The 18,497-nt window shown below is 71.1% G+C and carries 17 protein-coding genes; 9 read left to right on the top strand and 8 right to left on the bottom strand.

All coding sequences use genetic code 11. From position 1 onward, the window contains the following. Nucleotides 1-2: 2 nt before the first annotated feature. Nucleotides 3-1,202, bottom strand: coding sequence for a DUF7134 domain-containing protein (locus tag ACWC1K_RS02045; RefSeq protein WP_450827976.1), 1,200 nt, complete (start codon nt 1,200-1,202; stop codon nt 3-5). 118 nt (nt 1,203-1,320) lie between these two features. Between ACWC1K_RS02045 and ACWC1K_RS02040 the strand changes: the two genes are divergently transcribed. After that, nucleotides 1,321-2,334, top strand: coding sequence for an SAM-dependent methyltransferase (locus tag ACWC1K_RS02040; RefSeq protein ID WP_450827974.1), 1,014 nt, complete (start codon nt 1,321-1,323; stop codon nt 2,332-2,334). Between the two features lie 27 nt (nt 2,335-2,361). Here ACWC1K_RS02040 and ACWC1K_RS02035 read toward each other — a convergent pair whose 3' ends face one another. After that, nucleotides 2,362-3,513 (bottom strand): NADH-quinone oxidoreductase subunit D, encoded by a 1,152-nt coding sequence (locus tag ACWC1K_RS02035; protein WP_450827972.1) that lies wholly within the window; start codon nt 3,511-3,513, stop codon nt 2,362-2,364. 31 nt (nt 3,514-3,544) lie between these two features. On the opposite strand from ACWC1K_RS02035, the gene ACWC1K_RS02030 reads away from it, so the two are divergent. Together ACWC1K_RS02030 and ACWC1K_RS02025 are read left to right on the top strand one after the other, a co-directional pair. After that, nucleotides 3,545-4,057 (top strand): PH domain-containing protein, encoded by a 513-nt coding sequence (locus ACWC1K_RS02030; protein ID WP_450827970.1) that lies wholly within the window; start codon nt 3,545-3,547, stop codon nt 4,055-4,057. Then, on the top strand, nt 4,054-5,391 hold the full coding sequence (locus tag ACWC1K_RS02025) for a PH domain-containing protein (RefSeq protein ID WP_450827968.1): 1,338 nt from the start codon (nt 4,054-4,056) through the stop codon (nt 5,389-5,391). Before ACWC1K_RS02030 ends, ACWC1K_RS02025 begins: the two co-directional genes overlap by 4 nt. A 444-nt stretch (nt 5,392-5,835) precedes the next feature. On the opposite strand, the gene ACWC1K_RS02020 is transcribed toward ACWC1K_RS02025, so the two are convergent. After that, nucleotides 5,836-7,218 (bottom strand): hypothetical protein, encoded by a 1,383-nt coding sequence (locus ACWC1K_RS02020; RefSeq protein ID WP_450827966.1) that lies wholly within the window; start codon nt 7,216-7,218, stop codon nt 5,836-5,838. Between the two features lie 135 nt (nt 7,219-7,353). Beyond that, nucleotides 7,354-8,481, bottom strand: a complete 1,128-nt coding sequence (locus ACWC1K_RS02015; RefSeq protein WP_450827964.1) for an alpha/beta hydrolase — start codon at nt 8,479-8,481, stop codon at nt 7,354-7,356. Nucleotides 8,482-8,705: 224 nt separating this feature from the next. Between ACWC1K_RS02015 and ACWC1K_RS02010 the strand changes: the two genes are divergently transcribed. The 6 genes from ACWC1K_RS02010 (at nt 8,706) to ACWC1K_RS01985 (ending at nt 13,793) form a co-directional block, all read left to right on the top strand. After that, the gene (locus ACWC1K_RS02010; RefSeq protein ID WP_450827962.1) at nt 8,706-10,517 is read left to right on the top strand and encodes a phosphatidylglycerol lysyltransferase domain-containing protein; all 1,812 of its coding nucleotides are present in this window, start codon (nt 8,706-8,708) and stop codon (nt 10,515-10,517) included. 127 nt (nt 10,518-10,644) lie between these two features. Next, entirely contained in the window at nt 10,645-11,523 is an 879-nt protein-coding gene (gene folP, locus ACWC1K_RS02005; protein WP_450827960.1) for a dihydropteroate synthase, read from the top strand. Further along, complete coding sequence (locus tag ACWC1K_RS02000; protein WP_450827958.1) at nt 11,520-12,023, top strand: nuclear transport factor 2 family protein; 504 nt, start codon at nt 11,520-11,522, stop codon at nt 12,021-12,023. Before folP ends, ACWC1K_RS02000 begins: the two co-directional genes overlap by 4 nt. A 248-nt stretch (nt 12,024-12,271) precedes the next feature. Then, a complete protein-coding gene (gene folB / locus ACWC1K_RS01995; RefSeq protein WP_450748200.1) occupies nt 12,272-12,631 on the top strand; it encodes a dihydroneopterin aldolase in 360 nt (119 codons plus the stop codon). Next, nucleotides 12,628-13,239: a 2-amino-4-hydroxy-6-hydroxymethyldihydropteridine diphosphokinase gene (folK, locus tag ACWC1K_RS01990; protein WP_450827956.1), complete on the top strand. Its 612-nt coding sequence runs from the start codon at nt 12,628-12,630 to the stop codon at nt 13,237-13,239. Before folB ends, folK begins: the two co-directional genes overlap by 4 nt. A 68-nt stretch (nt 13,240-13,307) precedes the next feature. Then, nucleotides 13,308-13,793 (top strand): DUF3180 domain-containing protein, encoded by a 486-nt coding sequence (locus ACWC1K_RS01985; protein ID WP_450827954.1) that lies wholly within the window; start codon nt 13,308-13,310, stop codon nt 13,791-13,793. 12 nt (nt 13,794-13,805) lie between these two features. Here the strand turns inward: ACWC1K_RS01985 and folE are convergent, their stop codons facing one another. The 4 genes from folE to tilS form a co-directional block, all read right to left on the bottom strand. Then, nucleotides 13,806-14,411 carry a GTP cyclohydrolase I FolE gene (gene folE, locus ACWC1K_RS01980; RefSeq protein WP_450827952.1) on the bottom strand — a complete coding sequence of 202 codons (606 nt, stop codon included), beginning with the start codon at nt 14,409-14,411 and terminating at the stop codon, nt 13,806-13,808. Nucleotides 14,412-14,553: 142 nt separating this feature from the next. Next, complete coding sequence (gene ftsH, locus ACWC1K_RS01975; protein WP_450827950.1) at nt 14,554-16,593, bottom strand: ATP-dependent zinc metalloprotease FtsH; 2,040 nt, start codon at nt 16,591-16,593, stop codon at nt 14,554-14,556. A gap of 195 nt (nt 16,594-16,788) precedes the next feature. After that, entirely contained in the window at nt 16,789-17,349 is a 561-nt protein-coding gene (gene hpt / locus ACWC1K_RS01970; RefSeq protein WP_351472847.1) for a hypoxanthine phosphoribosyltransferase, read from the bottom strand. A gap of 52 nt (nt 17,350-17,401) precedes the next feature. Next, complete coding sequence (gene tilS, locus ACWC1K_RS01965) at nt 17,402-18,445, bottom strand: tRNA lysidine(34) synthetase TilS (RefSeq protein ID WP_450827948.1); 1,044 nt, start codon at nt 18,443-18,445, stop codon at nt 17,402-17,404. Between the last annotated feature and the right edge of the window lie 52 nt (nt 18,446-18,497).

The following is an 18,497-nucleotide window of genomic DNA, read 5'->3' as shown; positions in this document are numbered from 1 at the left end:
CGTCAGTGTGCGGGTTTCAGCGGGAGCAGCGCACTGATCCGGAATCCGCCGCCGGGGCGCGGCCCCGCGTCCAGGGTGCCGCCGACCATACCGACCCGTTCGCGCATACCGATCAGGCCGTGGCCCTGGCCGTCGGCGCCGCCCTCCTCGTACAGCTCGTGCGGGGCGCCCTTGCCGTCGTCCTCGACGAGCAGGCCGAGGCCGTCGTCGAAGTAGACCAGGCGCACGCTGGCGCCCGCGTTCGGCCCGCCGTGCTTGCGCGTGTTGGTCAGCGCCTCCTGCACGATGCGGTACGCGGTGAGCTCGACGCCGCTGGGCAGCGGGCGCGGGGTGCCCTCGACCTTGAAGTCGACGGGCAGGCCGGAGGTGCGGCACTGCTCGATCAGCTCGTCGATCTGGTCGACGTCGGGCTGCGGGACGTACTCGCCGCCCTCCTGGTGCTCGCCGGTGCGCAGTACGCCGAGCAGGCGGCGCATCTCGGCGAGGGCCTGGCGGCCGGTGGAGGAGATGGTCTCCAGGGCCTTCTTGGCCTGGTCGGGGGCGGCGTCCAGGACGTAGGCGGCGCCGTCGGCCTGCACCACCATCACCGACACGTTGTGCGCGACGACGTCGTGCAACTCGCGGGCGATCCGGGCGCGTTCGGCCGCGACCGCGACCTTGGCCTGTGCCTCCCGCTCCTTCTCCAGCCGGGCGTTGCGCTCCTCCAGCTGCGCGAAGTAGGCGCGGCGGGTGCGGATGGAGTCGCCGAGCACCCAGGCGAGGGCGAAGGGCACGGTCAGGAAGACCGCCTTGGCGCCATTGCCCAGCGCGCTCCCGTCCTGCGGCCAGCGCATCTGCGCCAGCGGCGCCGCACACAGCCCCACGGCCAGCGCGAGCCGGGAGGCCCATCGGGTGCCCGTCGTGGCCACCGTGTAGACGATCACCAGCATCGCGAAGTCGGCGGCCATCGTCTGGACGTTCAGCGCCAGCTGCGTCACGCCGAGTCCGATCGTCAGCAGCAGCATCTTCTCCGGCGTGCGCCGGCGCAGCGCGATCACCAGGCACAGCAGCAGCGCGATCGGAACGATCAGCGCCGGGTTGTCGGTGCCCCGGACCGCCGAACTGGAGGTCCCGCTCAGCAGCGAGATCCCGAACAGGAAGACGGCCCAGAAGGAGTCGACCCCTGTCGGGTGTCTGCGGAGGAAGTCATAGAGGCGCTGCACGTAACCCAGCGTAGGGAAGCGAGATGCGTGCAGGGGTCAACCGGAGGACCGATCCGCGCCCGGCGCACATACTCCCCAAGGTGGAGGCCCCCCTCTCCTGCGCGCTTAGCCTGGCCCGGTGACGGAAGAGACATCGGGCCGGTGGCAGGGCTGGCAGGCTGCGGCGGAGGCCGCTCTGTACGGGCCCGGCGGGTTCTATCGCAGGCCGGAGGGGCCGGCCGGGCACTTCCGTACGTCCGTGCACGCGTCACCGCTGTTCGCCGCGGCGGTGGCACGGCTGCTGTGCCGGGTCGACGAGGCTCTGGGGCGGCCCGGCGCGCTGGCCTTCGTCGACATGGCGGCGGGCCGGGGCGAGCTGGTCTGCGGTGTGCTGGCCGCGCTGCCCGCCGAGGTGGCGGCACGCACGCGTGGATACGCCGTCGAGATCGCCGGTCGCCCGGCGGGCCTCGACGACCGGATCGAGTGGCTCGGCGAACCGCCGCAGCAGGTCACCGGGCTGCTGTTCGCCAACGAGTGGCTGGACAACGTGCCCGTGGACGTCGCCGAGGTGGACGGCGAGGGCGTACCGCGGCAGGTGCTCGTACGGCAGGACGGGGCCGAACGGCTCGGGGCGCCGGTCGGCGGTGCCGAGGCGGAGTGGCTCGCCCGGTGGTGGCCGCTGCCGGCCGAGGAGGGACTGCGGGCCGAGATCGGGCTCCCCCGGGACGAGGCCTGGGCGGCCGCGGTCTCCTCGCTCGCCGGGGGGCTCGCGGTCGCCGTCGACTATGCGCACACGCTGGACGCGCGCCCCCCGTTCGGCACGCTCACCGGCTTCCGCGCGGGGCGCGAGACGGCGCCCGTGCCGGACGGGTCGTGCGACATCACGGCACATGTCGCACTGGACGCGTGCGCGGCGCACGGGTCGGCGCGGACGCTCTCCGGCGCGCGTCTGCTGCCGCAGCGCGACGCCTTGCGCGCCCTGGGCATCACCGGCGCACGCCCCCCGCTCGCTCTCGCATCCAGCGAGCCCGCCGCATACGTACGAGCCCTCGCGAGCGCCGGTGAAGCCGCCGAACTCACCGCATCGGGCGGCCTCGGCGACTTCGGCTGGCTGCTCCAGCCGGTGGGGATCCCGGACCCGCTCGCCGGCTGACCGCCCCCGCCCCGGGCCCCCGCCGCACTACTTGTCGATGTCGCCGACCACGAAGAACAGCGACCCCAGGATCGCCACCATGTCCGCGACCAGCGTCCCCGGCAGGAGTTCCACGAGCGCCTGGATGTTGTTGTACGAGGCCGACCGCAGCTTCAGCCGGTACGGGGTCTTCTCGCCCTTGCTGACGAGGTAGTAGCCGTTGATGCCGAGCGGGTTCTCGGTCCACGCGTAGGTGTGCCCCTCGGGCGCCTTCAGGACCTTGGGGAGCCGCTGGTTGATCGGCCCCGGCGGCAGCTCGGCGAGCCGGTCGAGGCAGGCGTCGGCGAGGTCGAGGGCGACATGGGTCTGCTCCAGGAGCACCTCGAAGCGGGCGAGGCAGTCGCCCTCCTGCCGGGTGACGACCTTCAGGGTGTCCTGCAGCTCGCCGTACGCGAGATACGGCTCGTCCCGGCGCAGGTCGAAGTCGACGCCCGAGGCGCGCGCGATCGGCCCGCTCACGCCGTAGGCGTGCACCGTCTCGGGCGCCAGCGCGCCCACGCCCCGCGTGCGCCCCCGGAAGATCTCGTTGCCGAGCACCAGGTCGTCGTAGACGTCCATGCGCGAGCGGACGGCGGCGACGGCGGCACGCGCGCGCGTGGCCCAGCCGGCGGGCAGGTCCTCCTTGAGGCCGCCGACGCGGTTGAACATGTAGTGCATGCGGCCGCCGGAGACCTCCTCCATGACGTTCTGGAGGACCTCCCGCTCCCGGAAGGCGTAGAAGACCGGGGTGATGCCGCCGAGCTCCAGCGGGTACGAGCCCAGGAACATCAGGTGGTTGAGCACCCGGTTGAGCTCCGCGAGCAGCGTGCGCGTCCACACCGCGCGCGTGGGCACCTCCATGCCGAGCATGCGCTCCACCGCGAGGACCACGCCGAGCTCGTTCGAGAAGGCCGACAGCCAGTCGTGGCGGTTGGCGAGCATGATGATCTGGCGGTAGTCGCGCGCCTCGAACAGCTTCTCCGCCCCGCGGTGCATGTACCCGATGACGGGCTCCGCGTGCGTGATGCGCTCGCCGTCCAGCACCAGGCGCAGCCGCAGCACGCCGTGCGTGGACGGGTGCTGCGGTCCGATGTTGAGCACCATGTCGGTGCTCTCCGCGGCGCCGCCGATACCGACCATGGTCTCCGTCGTAGGAGTCATGGAGTCAGTCTCTCCTACGTACGCTGGGCGCATGGAGACGGGGAGCCCGCAGAGTACGGGGACGACGGGGGAAGATTCGGTGGAGCCGGTGTGGATCGGGCTGCCGCCCGGGCTGCTGCGGATGCGCCGGCTGCTGCTGGTGGTGTGGCTGGGGCTGCTGGCTCTCGCCCTGGGCCTGCTGCTCGGGCTCCTCGCGGGGCCCGGCTGGGCCGCCTTCGCGCTGCTGCCGCTCGCGCCGGCGGCCTGGGGCTGGGTACTGCTCGGCCGCAACTGGCGCTCCTGGCGGTACGCCGAGCGCGCCGACGACCTGCTGATCACCCGGGGCGTGCTGTGGCGCGAGGAGACCGTCGTGCCGTACGGGCGGATGCAGCTGGTCGAGGTGACCTCGGGGCCCGTCGAGCGGCACTTCGGGCTGGCCAGCGTGCAGCTGCACACGGCGGCCGCGGCGACCGACGCGACCATCCCGGGGCTTGACCCGGCCGAGGCGGAGCGGCTGCGGGACCGGCTCACCGAACTCGGCGAGGCCCGATCGGCGGGTCTGTGACCGCGCCCGGCGTCGATGACGCCGTAGCCGCGAAGGAACCCGTCACCGAGCGGCGGCTGCATCCCGTGACGCCCTTCAGGCGGGCGTGGGCGCCGGTGGCCGTGGTCATCGGGTGGGCCGTGCACGATCCCGACCAGGCGCAGCAGCAGCTGACCCGGCTGACCACCACGACCCTCCTGATAGCACTCGCCGTCCTCGTCCCGGCCGCCTCCTTGTACGGCTTTCTGACCTGGTGGTTCACGCACTTCGCGGTGACCGATACCGAGCTGCGGATACGGACGGGTCTGCTGTTCCGGCGCACCGCGCACATCCGGCTGGAACGCATCCAGGCCGTCGACGTCACCCAGCCGCTCCTCGCGCGCGTGGCGGGCGTCGCCAAGCTCAAACTCGACGTCGTCGGGACCGACAAGAAGGACGAACTCTCCTTCCTGGGCGAGCGCGAGGCGCGTGCGCTGCGCGCGGAACTGCTCGCGCGCGCCGCCGGGTTCGCGCCCGAGACGGCGCACGAGGTCGGTGAGGCGCCGGCGCGCGAGCTGTTGCGCACGCCGCCGCGCGACCTCGCGATCTCCGTCCTGCTGACGGGAGCCACCTGGTGCTCCCTGGCGGCCGCGCTCGTCGTCCCGCCGGTGCTCTGGCTGGCCACCCACAGCGTGTGGACGGTCCTCGCGACCGGCCTGCCGCTGCTGGGCGCGGCGGGCGCGAGCAGCGCGGGTCGGTTCGTCGGCGAGTACGACTGGACGGTGGGCGAGTCACCGGACGGGCTGCGCATCGACCATGGGCTCCTCGACCGTACGCACGAGACGGTGCCGCCCGGCCGGGTGCAGACCGTGCGGATCGTGGAGCCGCTGCTGTGGCGGCGGCGCGGCTGGGTGCGGGTGGAGCTGGACGTGGCCGGTTCGTCCAACTCCGTGCTGGTGCCGGTCGCTCCGCGCGCGGTCGCCGAGACGGTCGTCGCGCGCGTGCTGCCCGGGGTGACGGTGCCGTCGTCCGAGGCGCTGTCACGGCCGCCTCGACGGGCCGGGTGGTGTCTGCCGGTGTGGTGGCGGGGCCGGGCAGTCGCCGTCACCGACACGGTGTTCGCCACCCGGCACGGCCTGCTCCGCCGGAGCCTGGCGCTCGTACCGCATGCGAAGGTGCAGAGCGTGCGGCTGGTCCAGGGGCCCTGGAAGCGGCTGTGGCGGCTCGCCGACGTCCATGTGGACACGGGAGCCGACAAGACCGTGACGGCCCGGCTGAGGGACGCCCAGGAGGCGGCGGAACTCCTGCGAGGACAGGCCGAACGCTCACGGACCGGGCGACGGGACGCCTTGCCGGACCGGTGGATGGCGCCGTAGGCCAATGCCCCGACGGCAGCGCGCGGCTGTTCCAGCGGGCATGGAAACGGCTGGGGCAGCCCACCGAGCGACAAGACCACGACGACCCCGATCGAGCGACACGCCCAAGAGACGGCGGAACTCCTGCGAGGACAGGCCGAACGCTCACGGACCGGGCGACGGGACGCCGTGCCGGACCGGTGGATGGCGCCGTAGGCCAATGCCCCGACGGCAGCGCGCGGCTGTTCCAGCGGGCATGGAAACGGCTGCGGCAGCCCACCGAGCGACAAGACCGCGACGGCAGGCGACGGCCCGGCGGGGCGCCGCGAAAGCCGGAGCCCCAGAATCCCGGTGCCGGGGAAGCCCAGAGCCCAGGAATTCAAGAGCCCGGGAGGCGAGGATCCCGGGCAAGCGAAGGCCCCGGGCCGTTTCAAACCGCCCGGGGCCGTCAGGGAACCGAAGAGCTCAGGAAACCGCGCTCCGCAGCCGCTGCACGTCGATCTGCTCGGTCTCGTCGTGGGCCGTCAGGTCGATGACCTGGACCTCACCGCGCGCTTCCTCGTCGGCCGGCTTGAACTCCGCCTCGGCCTCGGCCTTGTGGACGGCGAGCGCCTCCTGGCCGACCACGTCGGCGAGGTCCTCGTTCTGCACGGCCTCCAGGGCGTCCTGCGCCCCCTCCGCCTTCGTACCGAAGAAGTCGAATCCGCCCTCGACCGCCGGACGCCGCACGGGCGCGGCCGGTACGACGGCCACCGCGGTCGGCGCGACGAAGTGACCGGCGGGCTGCCGCACGGGCTGGGCGGCCGGGGTCTGCCTGGCCGGAGTGGTGGCGGCCGCGCGCTCATGCCCGTCGACCGCCTGGGGCTGCCCCTGTGACTCATCCTCCTGGGCCGCGACCTCGGTCTCACCGGTGGCGGTCTCGGTCACGGTGGCGGCGGGCTCTGCGGCGACGGGCTCGGTCGCGGCCGCCTGAGCTGCCGCCGGGACCGAACCGGCCTTCACCGTCACCGGCTCGCCCTTCGGGGAGACGTCCTTCGAAGCCTCGTCACCCTTGGGGGAGCCGCCGCCCTTCGGGGAGTCGTCGTCCTCGGGGTCGGTGTCGTCCCCGGCGTCGGCGCCCGCGGCGTCCTGCGAGTCCGCCGCACCGTCCGCGCCGCCGTCGTCCTTCGGAGAACCGTCACCGTCCTCGTCGAACTTCGTGAGCGCCACCTTCGCCCGCAAGAAGAGCTTGGACCCCTCCGGCGAGAAGATCGCCGGCGCCGCCGGCTCCTCGCCAGTGCCCTCGGAGACGTCCGCCGAGGCAGCCACAGCCCCGGTCTCCTCCGTCACACGCTCCGTCTCGGCGGCCTCGGTGCCGGCCGTCGGCACGGGCGGCAGCGCGGGGGCCGGGGCCCCGGCCTCTATCTCAAGCAGGCGGCGGCCCTCCAGGGCGCTCGCACGCTCGGTCTCGGCGGTGGCGTACCGCCGCAGCAGCGCCGCGTGTTCGTTGCGCAGTCCCGCGAGCTCGGCGCGCTTGGCCCGCAGCCGCTGCTCCAGCTTGGCGCGCAGCTCGCGCGACTCCTCGAGGTCGGTCTCCAGCTCGGCGACCCGCTCCTCGTGGCGCCACTCGTCGCTCGCACGCGCGCGCGTGAGGTCGGCGACCTGCTTGCCGGCCTGGGTGTCCCAACGGCGCATGACGGCCGCGCCGACGATCGCCGTCGCCGCGGCGCCCGCGGCTATGACACGGAGCACGGCCTGTTGTGAGAACACCCACGGACCGAAGGCGCAGACGAAAGAGACGCCTGCGATCGCCGACGGTGGCAGCAGTCTGTGCAAGGGCGGGGAATGGCGGTGACGTCCACGTGGCATGGCCAGAAACTTACCGCGCGTAGGCGAGCGTTGGTGCCCCGCCCCGCAAAAACACAGCCATACCGAAACGTTCACAGGGCATCAGGAATAGGCCTTTGCCGAATTCAGCAAGATCATCACCTGTGGGAACCCCGGTCACCGGTCGCTCAGCCGTCCGCTGATCCACTGCAGAGTCGCGGGAATCTCCCGCCGCCAGGTGTTGAAGTTGTGGCCTCCGCTGTCAAGGATGATCGACGAGATCCGCGTCCGGTTCGTCGCCCGCACACCCTCTATGAACTTCAGTGTCGCCTTGTAGTTGGATTCCCCGATCTTGCTGCTGGTGACGAGCAGTGAAGTGTCCGGACCGGGCAGATGCCTGAGGCACCACCACAGGTCGGCGCGGTTGCGCAGCCGATCGTCGCCGTGGAAGAGATCGCCCGTGGTGGGGTCGGTAGGCGCCTTGTAGTAGGGCGACAGACCGGCCGCCGCGGCATACACCCCGGGGTGGTGCATGGCCAGCTTCAGCGCACAGTAGCCACCCGTGGAATCACCGATGATGCCCCAGCTGCCCGGCTTTTTGCCCACCCTGTAGTGCGCGAGTACGGCGTCGGGCAGGTCCTTGGCGAAGAACGTCTCCGTCTTCGGACCTCCGGGGATGTCCACGCATTCCGTGTCCCTCGGCGGCGCCACCGTCGGCCGGAGCATCACCAGGATCATCGGCTGCATACGGCCGTTCTTCGCGAGAGCCTGTGCCGTACTCGGATAGTGCAGCTTGTCCACGAGCGCCTGGGCGGTGCCCGGATATCCGGTGAGGACGACCGCCGCCGGGAACGTACGCGTGCGGTACTGCGGCTGGAAGTACTCCGGCGGCAGATACACATACGCGGGCGTGGCGATGTTCGTCGTACGGCCGACGATGTCGACCTTCTGGATCTGGCCGCCGGCCTGCGGCCCGGAACCCCCGGCTCCACGCACGCGTGCCGTGTCGATCACCTGCAGCGGGCCGCCGGAGGCGCCGAACGCCGTGTGGTTCACGACCACCCCCTGGGCCTTCTCCTGGCCGAAGAGGTCCGCCCAGCTGGCGTAGAAACCGAAGGCCTGGTTGGCGGCGAGGCCGACCGACAGGAAGAGGGCAAGCTGAGTGCCGAACAGCAGCCCGACGCGCCCGCTGACGGCCCGCCAGTTGCGCCGTGCCAGACGCGGCCACACCCACACCGTGCCCACGAACAGCAGTACGGCGAACATCACTGCCAGCAGCAGCACTTTGTTGCTCGTAAGACCCATGACCTGCTTCCTGCCTGCGGTTTCCACCCAGATCCCGCATACCTTCGCGAGAGCTTGTCCGGAACTTTCCTCGGCCTTTGGAGCGGCTTTGAGGAGAGGTTGGAACCTCGCTCCCTGAGACACCGTCCTAGAGGGCGCAATGTCGCCGGATGCCCGAATCGGCACCGGATCCAAGGTCTCTCGCAGAACTACGGGATGCGATGTCTGTCAGGACAGATGAGGAAATGTCGGGTGGGGTTCCCACCCGATCACGCAGCGCGCGGCGCGTATTGCGTGGTCCGCGCCCCGAGGTCGTCCCCGTCCTCGTCGCCAGAGCCTGCGCACTCGTAGGCGTTCTGGACATCGCCGCGGGCGTGTTCCCGCGCTTCAGGCACAGCCGTATGCACACGATCGCCGAGGTGCTGCCCGGGTCGTTCGGCCCGTTCGCGGCCGCGCTGTCGCTCAGCGCCGGCATCCTCCTGCTGCTGCTCGCGCACGGCCTGAAGCGCGGCAAACGCCGGGCGTGGCGCGCCGCGGTGGCGCTGCTGCCGGCGGGCGCGGTGGCACAGTTCACGTACCGCCACTCCCTCCTCGGAGTGATCATCTCGCTCGCGCTGCTCGCACCGCTGCTGCGCCACCGCGACCAGTTCGCGGCGCTGCCCGACCCGCGCAGCAGGTGGCGTGCGCTCGCGAACTTCGTCCTCATGGGCGCGGGTTCCCTCGTCCTCGGGTTGATCATCGTCAGCGTCCACCCGAACCGGATGGTCGGCGACCCGAGCCTGGCCGATCGCATTACGCACGTCCTGTACGGCCTGTTCGGCTTCGAGGGTCCCGTCGACTACCAGGGCAACACCTCCTGGACGGTCGCCTTCTCGCTGGGCGCCCTCGGTCTGCTGACGGCGGTCACGACGATCTACCTCGCCTTCCGGCCCGAACACCCCGCGGCCCGGCTGACGGAGGAGGACGAGGCACGCCTGCGCGCCCTGCTGGAGAAGCACGGCCGCCGCGACTCCCTCGGCCACTTCGCGCTGCGCCGCGACAAGGCGGTCGTCTTCTCGCCCAGCGGCAAGGCGGCGGTGACGTACCGGGTCGTCTCCGGCGTGATGCTCGCCAGTGGTGACCCCATCGGGGACGTCGAGGCCTGGCCGGGTGCCATCGAGCGGTTCATGGACGAGGCCAGGGCCCACTCCTGGACGCCTGCCGTCATGGGCTGCTCGGAGACGGGCGGCGAGGTGTGGACCCGCGAGACCGGACTCGACGCCCTGGAACTGGGCGACGAGGCGGTGGTGGACGTAGCGGATTTCTCCCTCGCCGGCCGCGCGATGCGCAACGTGCGCCAGATGGTCAAGCGCATCGAGCGCGCCGGTTACGAAACCCGGGTACGACGTATTCGTGATCTCGGCGAGGCCGAGCTGGAGCGGATCCGCAACGCCGCAGAGGACTGGCGCGGCACCGACACCGAGCGCGGGTTCTCCATGGCGCTGGGCCGCATCGGCGACGCCGCCGACGGCGACTGCCTGATCGCCACCGCCCACAAGGCGGACGACCAGCCGGGCGAGTACGGCGATCTGAAGGCGATCCTGCACTTCGTCCCGTGGGGCACCGACGGCGCGTCCCTCGACCTGATGCGCCGCGACCGCTCGGCCGACCCCGGCATGAACGAACTCCTCATCGTCGCGGCCCTCCAGGCGGCGCCGAAGTTCGGCATCACGCGCGTGTCGCTCAACTTCGCGATGTTCCGCTCGGCACTCGCGCGCGGCGAGAAGATCGGCGCGGGCCCGGTGCTGCGCGCCTGGCGCGGACTGCTGGTCTTCCTGTCCCGCTGGTTCCAGATCGAGTCCCTGTACAAGTTCAACGCGAAGTTCCAGCCCCGCTGGGAGCCCCGCTTCGTCGTCTACCGCGCCTCGGCCGACCTGCCGCGCATCGGCTTCGCCGCCATGCAGGCGGAGGGCTTCGTCAACCTGGCCCTGCCGCTGCCGCGCTTCCTGCGCCGCCGCAGGACCGCCCCGCGCGTGTGCACGCATGCCGTCGCGGAGCGCGACGTACGCGCGGCATGACCGCCTGACCCAGGCAGCGGACGCCGGACACGGTGAACAACGGCCCGGACGGAAACGCCCTCCCACCGGAGGGCCACCGTCCGGGCCGTGGCGTTCTGCCGCCGCGGCCGGGGCCTACGCTGAACGTATGAGCAAGCAGAGCGGACGCGGGCGCGTCGCGGGCCTTCCGGAGTGGGACCGCTGCGCGGTCATGGGGGTCGTGAACGTCACGCCCGATTCCTTCTCCGACGGCGGCCGCTTCTTCGACACGACCAACGCCGTCAAACACGGCCTCGACCTGGTCGCCGAGGGCGCGGACCTGGTCGACGTAGGCGGCGAGTCCACCCGGCCGGGCGCCACCCGCGTCGACGAGGCCGAGGAGCTCAAGCGCGTCATCCCCGTCGTCCGCGGCCTCGCCTCCGAGGGCGTCAGCGTCTCCGTCGACACCATGCGCGCCTCCGTCGCCGAACGGGCCCTCGCCGCGGGCGCCTCCCTCGTCAACGACGTCAGCGGCGGCCTCGCCGACCCCGCGATGATCCCGGTGGTGGCAGCGTCCGGCGCCCCCTTCGTCGTCATGCACTGGCGCGGCTTCCTGGAGGGCGGCAACGTCAGGGGCGTGTACGGCGACGTCGTCACCGAGGTCGCCGGCGAACTGCACGCACGCGTGGAGGCCGTCCTGGCCGGCGGCATCGCCCCCGACCGCATCGTCGTCGACCCCGGTCTCGGCTTCTCCAAGGACGCCGAGCACGATCTGGTCCTGCTCGCCCACCTGGACCGGCTGCTCGGTCTCGGCCATCCCCTGCTCGTCGCCGCCTCCCGCAAGCGGTTCCTCGGCCGGGTCCTCGCCGGACCGGAGGGCGCGCCCCCGCCCGCGCGCGAGCGCGACGCCGCGACGGCCGCCGTCTCCGCACTCGCCGCGCACGCCGGCGCATGGGCGGTGCGCGTGCACGAGGTGCGCGCGACGGCGGACGCCGTACGGGTCGCGCGCGCCGTGGAGGGCGCGCGCGCTGCCGAAGGAGCCCGGTGAGCGCCCCCCACACCGACGTCGAGCAGGTGGAAGCCGCCAACACCGCCTTCTACGAGGCCATGGAGCGCGGCGACTTCGAGGACCTGTCGGCGCTCTGGCTCGCCCCGTCCGACCTGGGGGTCGACGAGGAGTACCACGACCCCGCCGACACCGGAGTGATCTCGTGCGTGCACCCCGGCTGGCCCGCGCTCACCGGCCGCGGCGAGGTCCTGAGGTCGTATGCGCTGATCATGGCGAACACCGACTACATCCAGTTCTTCCTCACCGACGTGCATGTCTCCGTGACCGGCGACACCGCCCTGGTGACCTGCACCGAGAACATCCTCAGCGGCGGCCCCGCACCCAAGGGCAGCGAGGAACTCGGTCCGCTCGTCGGGCAGCTGGTGGTCGCCACGAACGTCTTCCACCGCACCCCGGCAGGCTGGAAGCTCTGGTCCCACCACGCCTCGCCCGTGATGACCGAAAACGACGAGGACGAGGACGGCGACACACCCTCCTGAGTGGGTAGGCGCCCCCTTGAGGACCAAGGAGTGGTTGGAATCACGGACCCCTGGGTAGGGGCGGCTACCAACCCATGAGCCGCCGGGTTCCCCAGGGGAAACACGGGATGAACCCTCCTGGTCCCGGCCCGGGCCACGCCTCGGTGGCCCGGTGCTGTCAGTGCCCGCAGGTAGATTCGTTCGAGGCCGGTGTGCCGCCCGCACACGGCATCGACCGGCCGTCACCGACGATTGCAGGAGTGATTCGCGTGGATCGTGTCGCGCTGCGCGGCCTCAAGGCCCGCGGGCACCACGGCGTCTTCCCCAAGGAGCGGGAGGAGGGCCAGACCTTCGTCGTGGACCTCGTCCTGGGCCTGGACACCCGCCCGGCCGCCGCTGACGACGACCTGGCGAAGACAGTGCACTACGGCATCGTGGCGGAGGAGGTCGTGGCCGTCGTCGAGGGCGAGCCCGTCAACCTCATCGAGACGCTCGCCGAGCGCATCGCCCAGGCCTGTCTGAAGCACGACGGGGTCCAGGAGGTCGAGGTCTGCGTCCACAAACCGGACGCCCCGATCACGGTCCCCTTCGACGACGTGACCGTCACCATCACCCGGAGCCGAGCATGAGCGCGTCCTTCGCCACGGGTTCGAGCGACCCGACCGTACAACCGGTACCCGCCTCCGTCGTGGCGCAGGTGGACGCCGCCGACACGACGCTCCACAACCCGAAACGGGCGGTGCTCTCCCTCGGCGCGAACCTGGGCAACCGCCTGGAGACCCTCCAGGGCGCCATCGACGCCCTGGAGGACACCCCGGGCGTCCGCATCAAGGCCGTCTCCCCGGTGTACGAGACGGAGCCGTGGGGCGTCGAGCCCGGCAGCCAGCCCTCGTACTTCAACGCGGTCGTCGTTCTGAAGACCACCCTGCCGCCTTCCTCGCTCCTGGAGCGGGCGCACGCGGTCGAGGAGGCCTTCCACCGGGTACGGGACGAGCGCTGGGGCGCGCGCACCCTCGACGTCGACATCGTCGCGTACGCCGACGTCATCGACGACGACCCGCGCCTCACGCTGCCCCACCCGCGCGCCCACGAGCGTGCCTTCGTCCTCGCCCCCTGGCACGACCTGGAGCCGGAGGCGCAGCTGCCCGGCCGCGGCGCGGTCGCCGCTCTCCTGGACGCCGTCACCCGCGAGGGCGTGACACCGCGCAAGGACCTGGAACTCCACCTGCCCGAGTAGTCGTTAAGGTCAGGACGACCACAGTCCGCGGGAGGGCCCGCAGGACCCGGGGGAGCTGAAGGGACACCGTGAGAGAGCTGCGCATGAGGGTGCTGGCCGGCGTTTTCGTCGTGGCCGGACTCCTGTCCTGGGCGGGCGCCCGCCTCTGGAACTCGATCGGGACCCTGCCCAGCGTCCCCCTCGCCGCGCCCGTCGTCCTCGCCCTGATCGCGGTGGTCCTGCTGGCCACGGCGCTCTCCCTGCGCGGCCGTTTCAAGGCTCAGCGCGAGCGCCGCCCCGAGGCCAAGGGGGTCGACCCGCTGATGGCGGCCCGCGCGGTCGTCTTCGGTCAGGCCAGCGCCCTGGTCGCCGCCCTGGTCGCCGGCATGTACGGCGGCACGGGCGTCTTCCTCCTGGAGCTCCTCGACATCCCCGCCCGCCGCGACCAGGCCATCTACGCCGGCTTCTCGGTCGTGGCGGGCATCGCCGTGATAGTCGCGGCCATCTTCCTGGAGCGTGTGTGCAGGCTCCCGGAGGACGACGAGCACAACAACGGGGCGGCGTCGGCGGCCTGAGTCACCGGCGCTTCAGCGCGCCATGATGAGGCTCATCGCCTCGTTCCTCGTGGCCGCGTCTCGCAGCTGCCCCCGCACCGCGGACGTTATCGTCTTCGCCCCCGGCTTGCGGATGCCGCGCATCGACATGCACATGTGCTCGCACTCCACGACGACGATGACGCCACGCGGCTCCAGGATCTCCATCAAGGAGTCCGCGATCTGCGTGGTGAGACGTTCCTGCACCTGCGGGCGCCGGGCGTAGACGTCCACGAGGCGGGCCAGCTTGGACAGACCCGTGATCTTGCCGGTGGTGGCCGGAATGTATCCGACGTGGGCGACTCCCCTGAACGGCACGAGGTGATGCTCACAGGTCGAGTACACCTCGATGTCCTTCACCAGCACCATCTCGTCGTGCCCGAGATCGAACGTCGTCGTCAGCACGTCCTCGGGCTTCTGCCACAACCCCGCGAAGATCTCCTGGTACGCACGCGCCACCCGCGTCGGCGTCTCCCTGAGCCCCTCCCGGTCCGGGTCCTCGCCGACCGCGATGAGGAGTTCGCGTACGGCGTTCTCGGCGCGCTTCTCGTCGAACTCGCCGATGCGGCCTTCACCGTCCAGCGTCACGGGGTCGGTCATCTGGTGCCTCGTTCCTGTGCGGGTCACGCGTGTGGGCCACGCGCCTCAATCTGCGACCTGGCTGAAATGCCGCGCCCCCCAGGCTAGAACCTGGGGGGCGCGGCATTCATTCCGGGCCGACGTGGCCGCGGGAGAGCGGTGATCAGCTCTCCGGGCGGTCCTCCGGGGCCGTCTCGATCGCCGGGGCGGACTCCGTAGACGTCGACTTGGCGGTGCTGATCGCCGGGGTCGCGCCGTTGGCCCCGTTCGTCAGTGCGAGCTCCTTCGGGGAGAGCACCGGCGGGCGGGTGGACGGCGTGCGGCGGGAGGAACCGGTCCAGGCGGGCCTGGCCGGGCGCTTGACGATGGCGGAGAAGATCTCGGCGATCTCCTCCTTGCCCAGCGTCTCCTTCTCCAGCAGCTGAAGGACGAGGTTGTCGAGGACGTCGCGGTTCTCGACCAGGATCTCCCAGGCCTCGTTGTGCGCGTTCTCGATGAGCTTCTTGACTTCCTCGTCCACCAGCGCGGCGACCTCTTCCGAGTAGTCGCGCTGGTGAGCCATCTCACGTCCGAGGAACGGCTCGGTGTTGTCGCCGCCGAACTTGATGGCGCCGAGCCGCTCGGTCATGCCGTACTGCGTGACCATCGCGCGGGCCGTGGCGGTGGCCTTCTCGATGTCGTTCGCGGCACCCGTGGTCGGGTCGTGGAAGACGAGCTCCTCGGCCGCGCGGCCGCCCAGCATGTAGGCCAGCTGGTCCAGCATCTCGTTGCGGGTCGTGGAGTACTTGTCCTCGTCCGGCAGGACCATCGTGTAGCCGAGGGCACGGCCTCTCGACAGGATCGTGATCTTGTGGACCGGGTCGGAGTTCGGGGAGGCCGCCGCGACCAGGGCGTGACCGCCCTCGTGGTACGCGGTGATCTTCTTCTCCTTGTCCGACATGATCCGGGTCCGCTTCTGCGGGCCCGCCACCACGCGGTCGATCGCCTCGTCCAGCATGGAGTTGTCGATCAGCTTCTTGTCGCTGCGGGCGGTGAGCAGCGCGGCCTCGTTGAGGACGTTGCTCAGGTCCGCGCCGGTGAAGCCCGGCGTACGGCGGGCGACGGCCGCGAGGTCGACGTCCGGAGCGACCGGCTTGCCCTTCTGGTGAACCTTGAGGATCTCCAGACGGCCCTGCAGGTCCGGCGGGTCGACCGCGATCTGGCGGTCGAAGCGACCGGGACGCAGCAGCGCCGGGTCGAGGATGTCGGGGCGGTTCGTGGCGGCGATGAGAATCACACCGCCCTTGACGTCGAAGCCGTCCATCTCGACGAGCAGCTGGTTCAGCGTCTGCTCGCGCTCGTCGTGACCACCGCCGAGGCCGGCGCCGCGGTGGCGGCCGACCGCGTCGATCTCGTCGACGAAGACGATCGCCGGGGCGTTCGCCTTGGCCTGCTCGAACAGGTCACGGACCCGGGAGGCACCGACACCGACGAACATCTCGACGAAGTCGGAACCGGAGATCGAGTAGAAGGGGACCCCTGCCTCGCCGGCGACGGCACGCGCGAGCAGCGTCTTGCCGGTACCGGGACGGCCGTAGAGCAGCACGCCCTTGGGGATCTTGGCGCCGACGGCCTGGAACTTCGCCGGCTCCTGCAGGAACTCCTTGATCTCGTGGAGCTCCTCGACGGCCTCGTCACAGCCCGCGACGTCCGAGAACGTCGTCTTGGGGGTGTCCTTGGTGATGAGCTTGGCCTTGGACTTGCCGAAGTTCATGACCCGGGAGCCGCCGCCCTGCATCTGATTCATCAGGAACAGGAAGACGACCACGATCAGGACGAAGGGGAGCAGGGAGAGCAGGATGCCCAGGAAGGGGTTCTGCTTGGACGGCGAAACGGTGTAGCCGTCCGGGATCTGCTTGTCCTGGTACTTGGTCTGCAGCGTGTTGGCGAGGTTGACGCCCTGGTCGCCGATGTAGCTCGCCTGGATCTTCGAGCTGCCCTCGACCTTTTCGCCGTTCTTGAGCTGGACCTTGATGGTCTGCTCGTCACCGGTGGTGAGCTTGGCCGACTCCACCTTGTTGTTGTTGATCGCTGCCACGACCTGGCCGGTGTCCACCGTCTTGTAGCCGCCGGACGAGCCGACGACCTGCATCAACACGACCACGGCAAGGACGGCCAGCACGATCCACATGACCGGCCCACGGAAGTATCGCTTCACGTCCATCCATACGGAGCGATGTCGCCCCGTCCCTCCTGCCATAGTGAGTTTGATAAGACAGTTCTTCTGACGGTACCCCAGCATTGTCGCGCGAAGCCGCACGGGAGGGCTGGCAAACCCGTCTGCATGCTCCAACGGCGCGAAACCCGCTGGGGTTCCCGATCGTCCTACAAAGAAGGCTCGGTCGGCTCAGAGGCCGACTCAGCCGCCGTAGACGTGGGGCGCGAGCGTACCGACGAACGGGAGGTTGCGGTACTTCTCGGCGTAGTCGAGGCCGTAGCCCACGACGAACTCGTTCGGGATGTCGAAGCCCACCCACTCGACATCGATGGCGACCTTGGCGGCGTCCGGCTTGCGCAGCAGCGTGCACACCCTGAGCGACTCGGGCTCGCGGGAGCCGAGGTTGGACAGCAGCCAGGACAGGGTCAGGCCGGAGTCGATGATGTCCTCGACGATGAGGACGTGCTTGCCCTTGATGTCGGTGTCGAGGTCCTTGAGGATCCGCACCACACCGGAGGACTGGGTGCCCGCGCCGTACGACGACACGGCCATCCAGTCCATGGTGACGGGGGTGGACAGCGCCCGGGCGAGGTCGGCCATGACCATCACCGCGCCCTTGAGGACGCCGACGATGAGCAGGTCCTTGCCCGCGTACTCCGCGTCGATCTTCGCGGCCAGCTCCACCAGCTTCGCGTCGATCTCTTCCTTGGTGATGAGCACCTGCTTGAGGTCGGTGCCCATGTCTTTCGCGTCCACCCGCATCACTTTCGGTCGTCCCACCGGCCGCCCATCACCCCCTGAAGGGGGCAAGGTTTCAGCCTTGCCGAATCACCAGTCTGCCACCCTGGCGCTGAGCGACGACTTTGCCCGGGAGATTGATGGCTCCCTGGCCGCGCCAGCCGGTGATCAGCCGGTCGACTTCCTCGATGTGGCGGGCGAACAGCGAACCGGCGGGAGCCCCGGCATCGATGGCCGCGCGGCGCAGGACGCGACGGCGCACGGCGGGCGGCAGGGCGTAGAGCTTGGCGCACTCCAGAAGGCCCGCGGCGTCGCGCACGGAGGCCGCGGCCTGGCCGGCCCAGGCGTCGAGGGCGTCGGCGTCGTCGCGGGAGAGCTGGGCGGTGCGGGCGAGGGCCTCGACGACGCCCTTGCCGAGCGCCTTCTCGAGGGCGGGCAGGCCTTCGTGGCGCAGCCGGGAGCGGGTGTACGCGGGATCCGCGTTGTGGGGGTCGTCCCAGACGGGGAGCGACTGGACCATGCAGGCCTTGCGGGCGGTCTGCCGGTCGAGCTGGAGGAAGGGGCGGCGGTAACGGCCGTCGGCCCCCGAGACCGCGGCCATTCCGGACAGGGAGCGGATGCCCGAGCCGCGGGCGAGGCCGAGCAGCACGGTTTCGGCCTGGTCGTCGCGGGTGTGGCCGAGCAGGATCGCGGCGGCACCGTGGCGGACGGCCGCGGCGTCGAGTGCGGCGTACCTGGCGTCGCGGGCGGCGGCTTCGGGGCCGCCCTCGCGGCCCACGGTCACGGCGACGGAATCCACCGGGTCCAGGCCCAGCTCGCGCAGCCGCAGGGCGACTTCGTCGGCGCGCAGATCGGAGCCGGGCTGCAGCCCGTGGTCGACGGTGACGCCGCCGGCCCGGACGCCGAGTTTGGGGGCCTCGAAGGCGAGGGCGGAGGCGAGGGCCATGGAGTCGGCGCCGCCGGAGCACGCCACGAGCACGAGCGGCGGGGAAGGGCGCTCGTGCGGAGCCTGTTCCTGGAGCCCTGGGGGCTCGGCAGTGGTCCGGTGGTCGTTGAGGATGTCGTGGAGGACGCGGCGGACCGCCAGGCGTATCGCCGCGACCGCAGGATGGGGACCCATGTCCGGTTCCCTTCATGAAGTTTTCGGGGGGTGAGCCCCGGAGTCGGTCACT

The sequence above is a fragment of the Streptomyces sp. NPDC001492 genome (assembly GCF_053597275.1).
Note: the sequence above shows the minus strand (reverse complement) of the source record. Positions and strands in the feature narration are given on the sequence as shown.

Excerpts from the sequence above, each read along its gene's own strand:
- ACWC1K_RS02020 (WP_450827966.1), bottom strand. The coding sequence starts at position 7,218 with ATGCCACGTGGACGTCACCGCCATTCCCCGCCCTTGCACAGACTGCTG.
- tilS (WP_450827948.1), bottom strand. The coding sequence starts at position 18,445 with ATGGGTCCCCATCCTGCGGTCGCGGCGATACGCCTGGCGGTCCGCCGC.
- ACWC1K_RS02035 (WP_450827972.1), bottom strand. The coding sequence starts at position 3,513 with ATGACTCCTACGACGGAGACCATGGTCGGTATCGGCGGCGCCGCGGAG.
- ftsH (WP_450827950.1), bottom strand. The coding sequence starts at position 16,593 with ATGGACGTGAAGCGATACTTCCGTGGGCCGGTCATGTGGATCGTGCTG.
- ACWC1K_RS02030 (WP_450827970.1), top strand. The coding sequence starts at position 3,545 with ATGGAGACGGGGAGCCCGCAGAGTACGGGGACGACGGGGGAAGATTCG.
- folP (WP_450827960.1), top strand. The coding sequence starts at position 10,645 with ATGAGCAAGCAGAGCGGACGCGGGCGCGTCGCGGGCCTTCCGGAGTGG.
- ACWC1K_RS02015 (WP_450827964.1), bottom strand. The coding sequence starts at position 8,481 with ATGGGTCTTACGAGCAACAAAGTGCTGCTGCTGGCAGTGATGTTCGCC.
- folK (WP_450827956.1), top strand. The coding sequence starts at position 12,628 with ATGAGCGCGTCCTTCGCCACGGGTTCGAGCGACCCGACCGTACAACCG.
- ACWC1K_RS02010 (WP_450827962.1), top strand. The coding sequence starts at position 8,706 with ATGTCGGGTGGGGTTCCCACCCGATCACGCAGCGCGCGGCGCGTATTG.
- hpt (WP_351472847.1), bottom strand. The coding sequence starts at position 17,349 with ATGCGGGTGGACGCGAAAGACATGGGCACCGACCTCAAGCAGGTGCTC.
- folE (WP_450827952.1), bottom strand. The coding sequence starts at position 14,411 with ATGACCGACCCCGTGACGCTGGACGGTGAAGGCCGCATCGGCGAGTTC.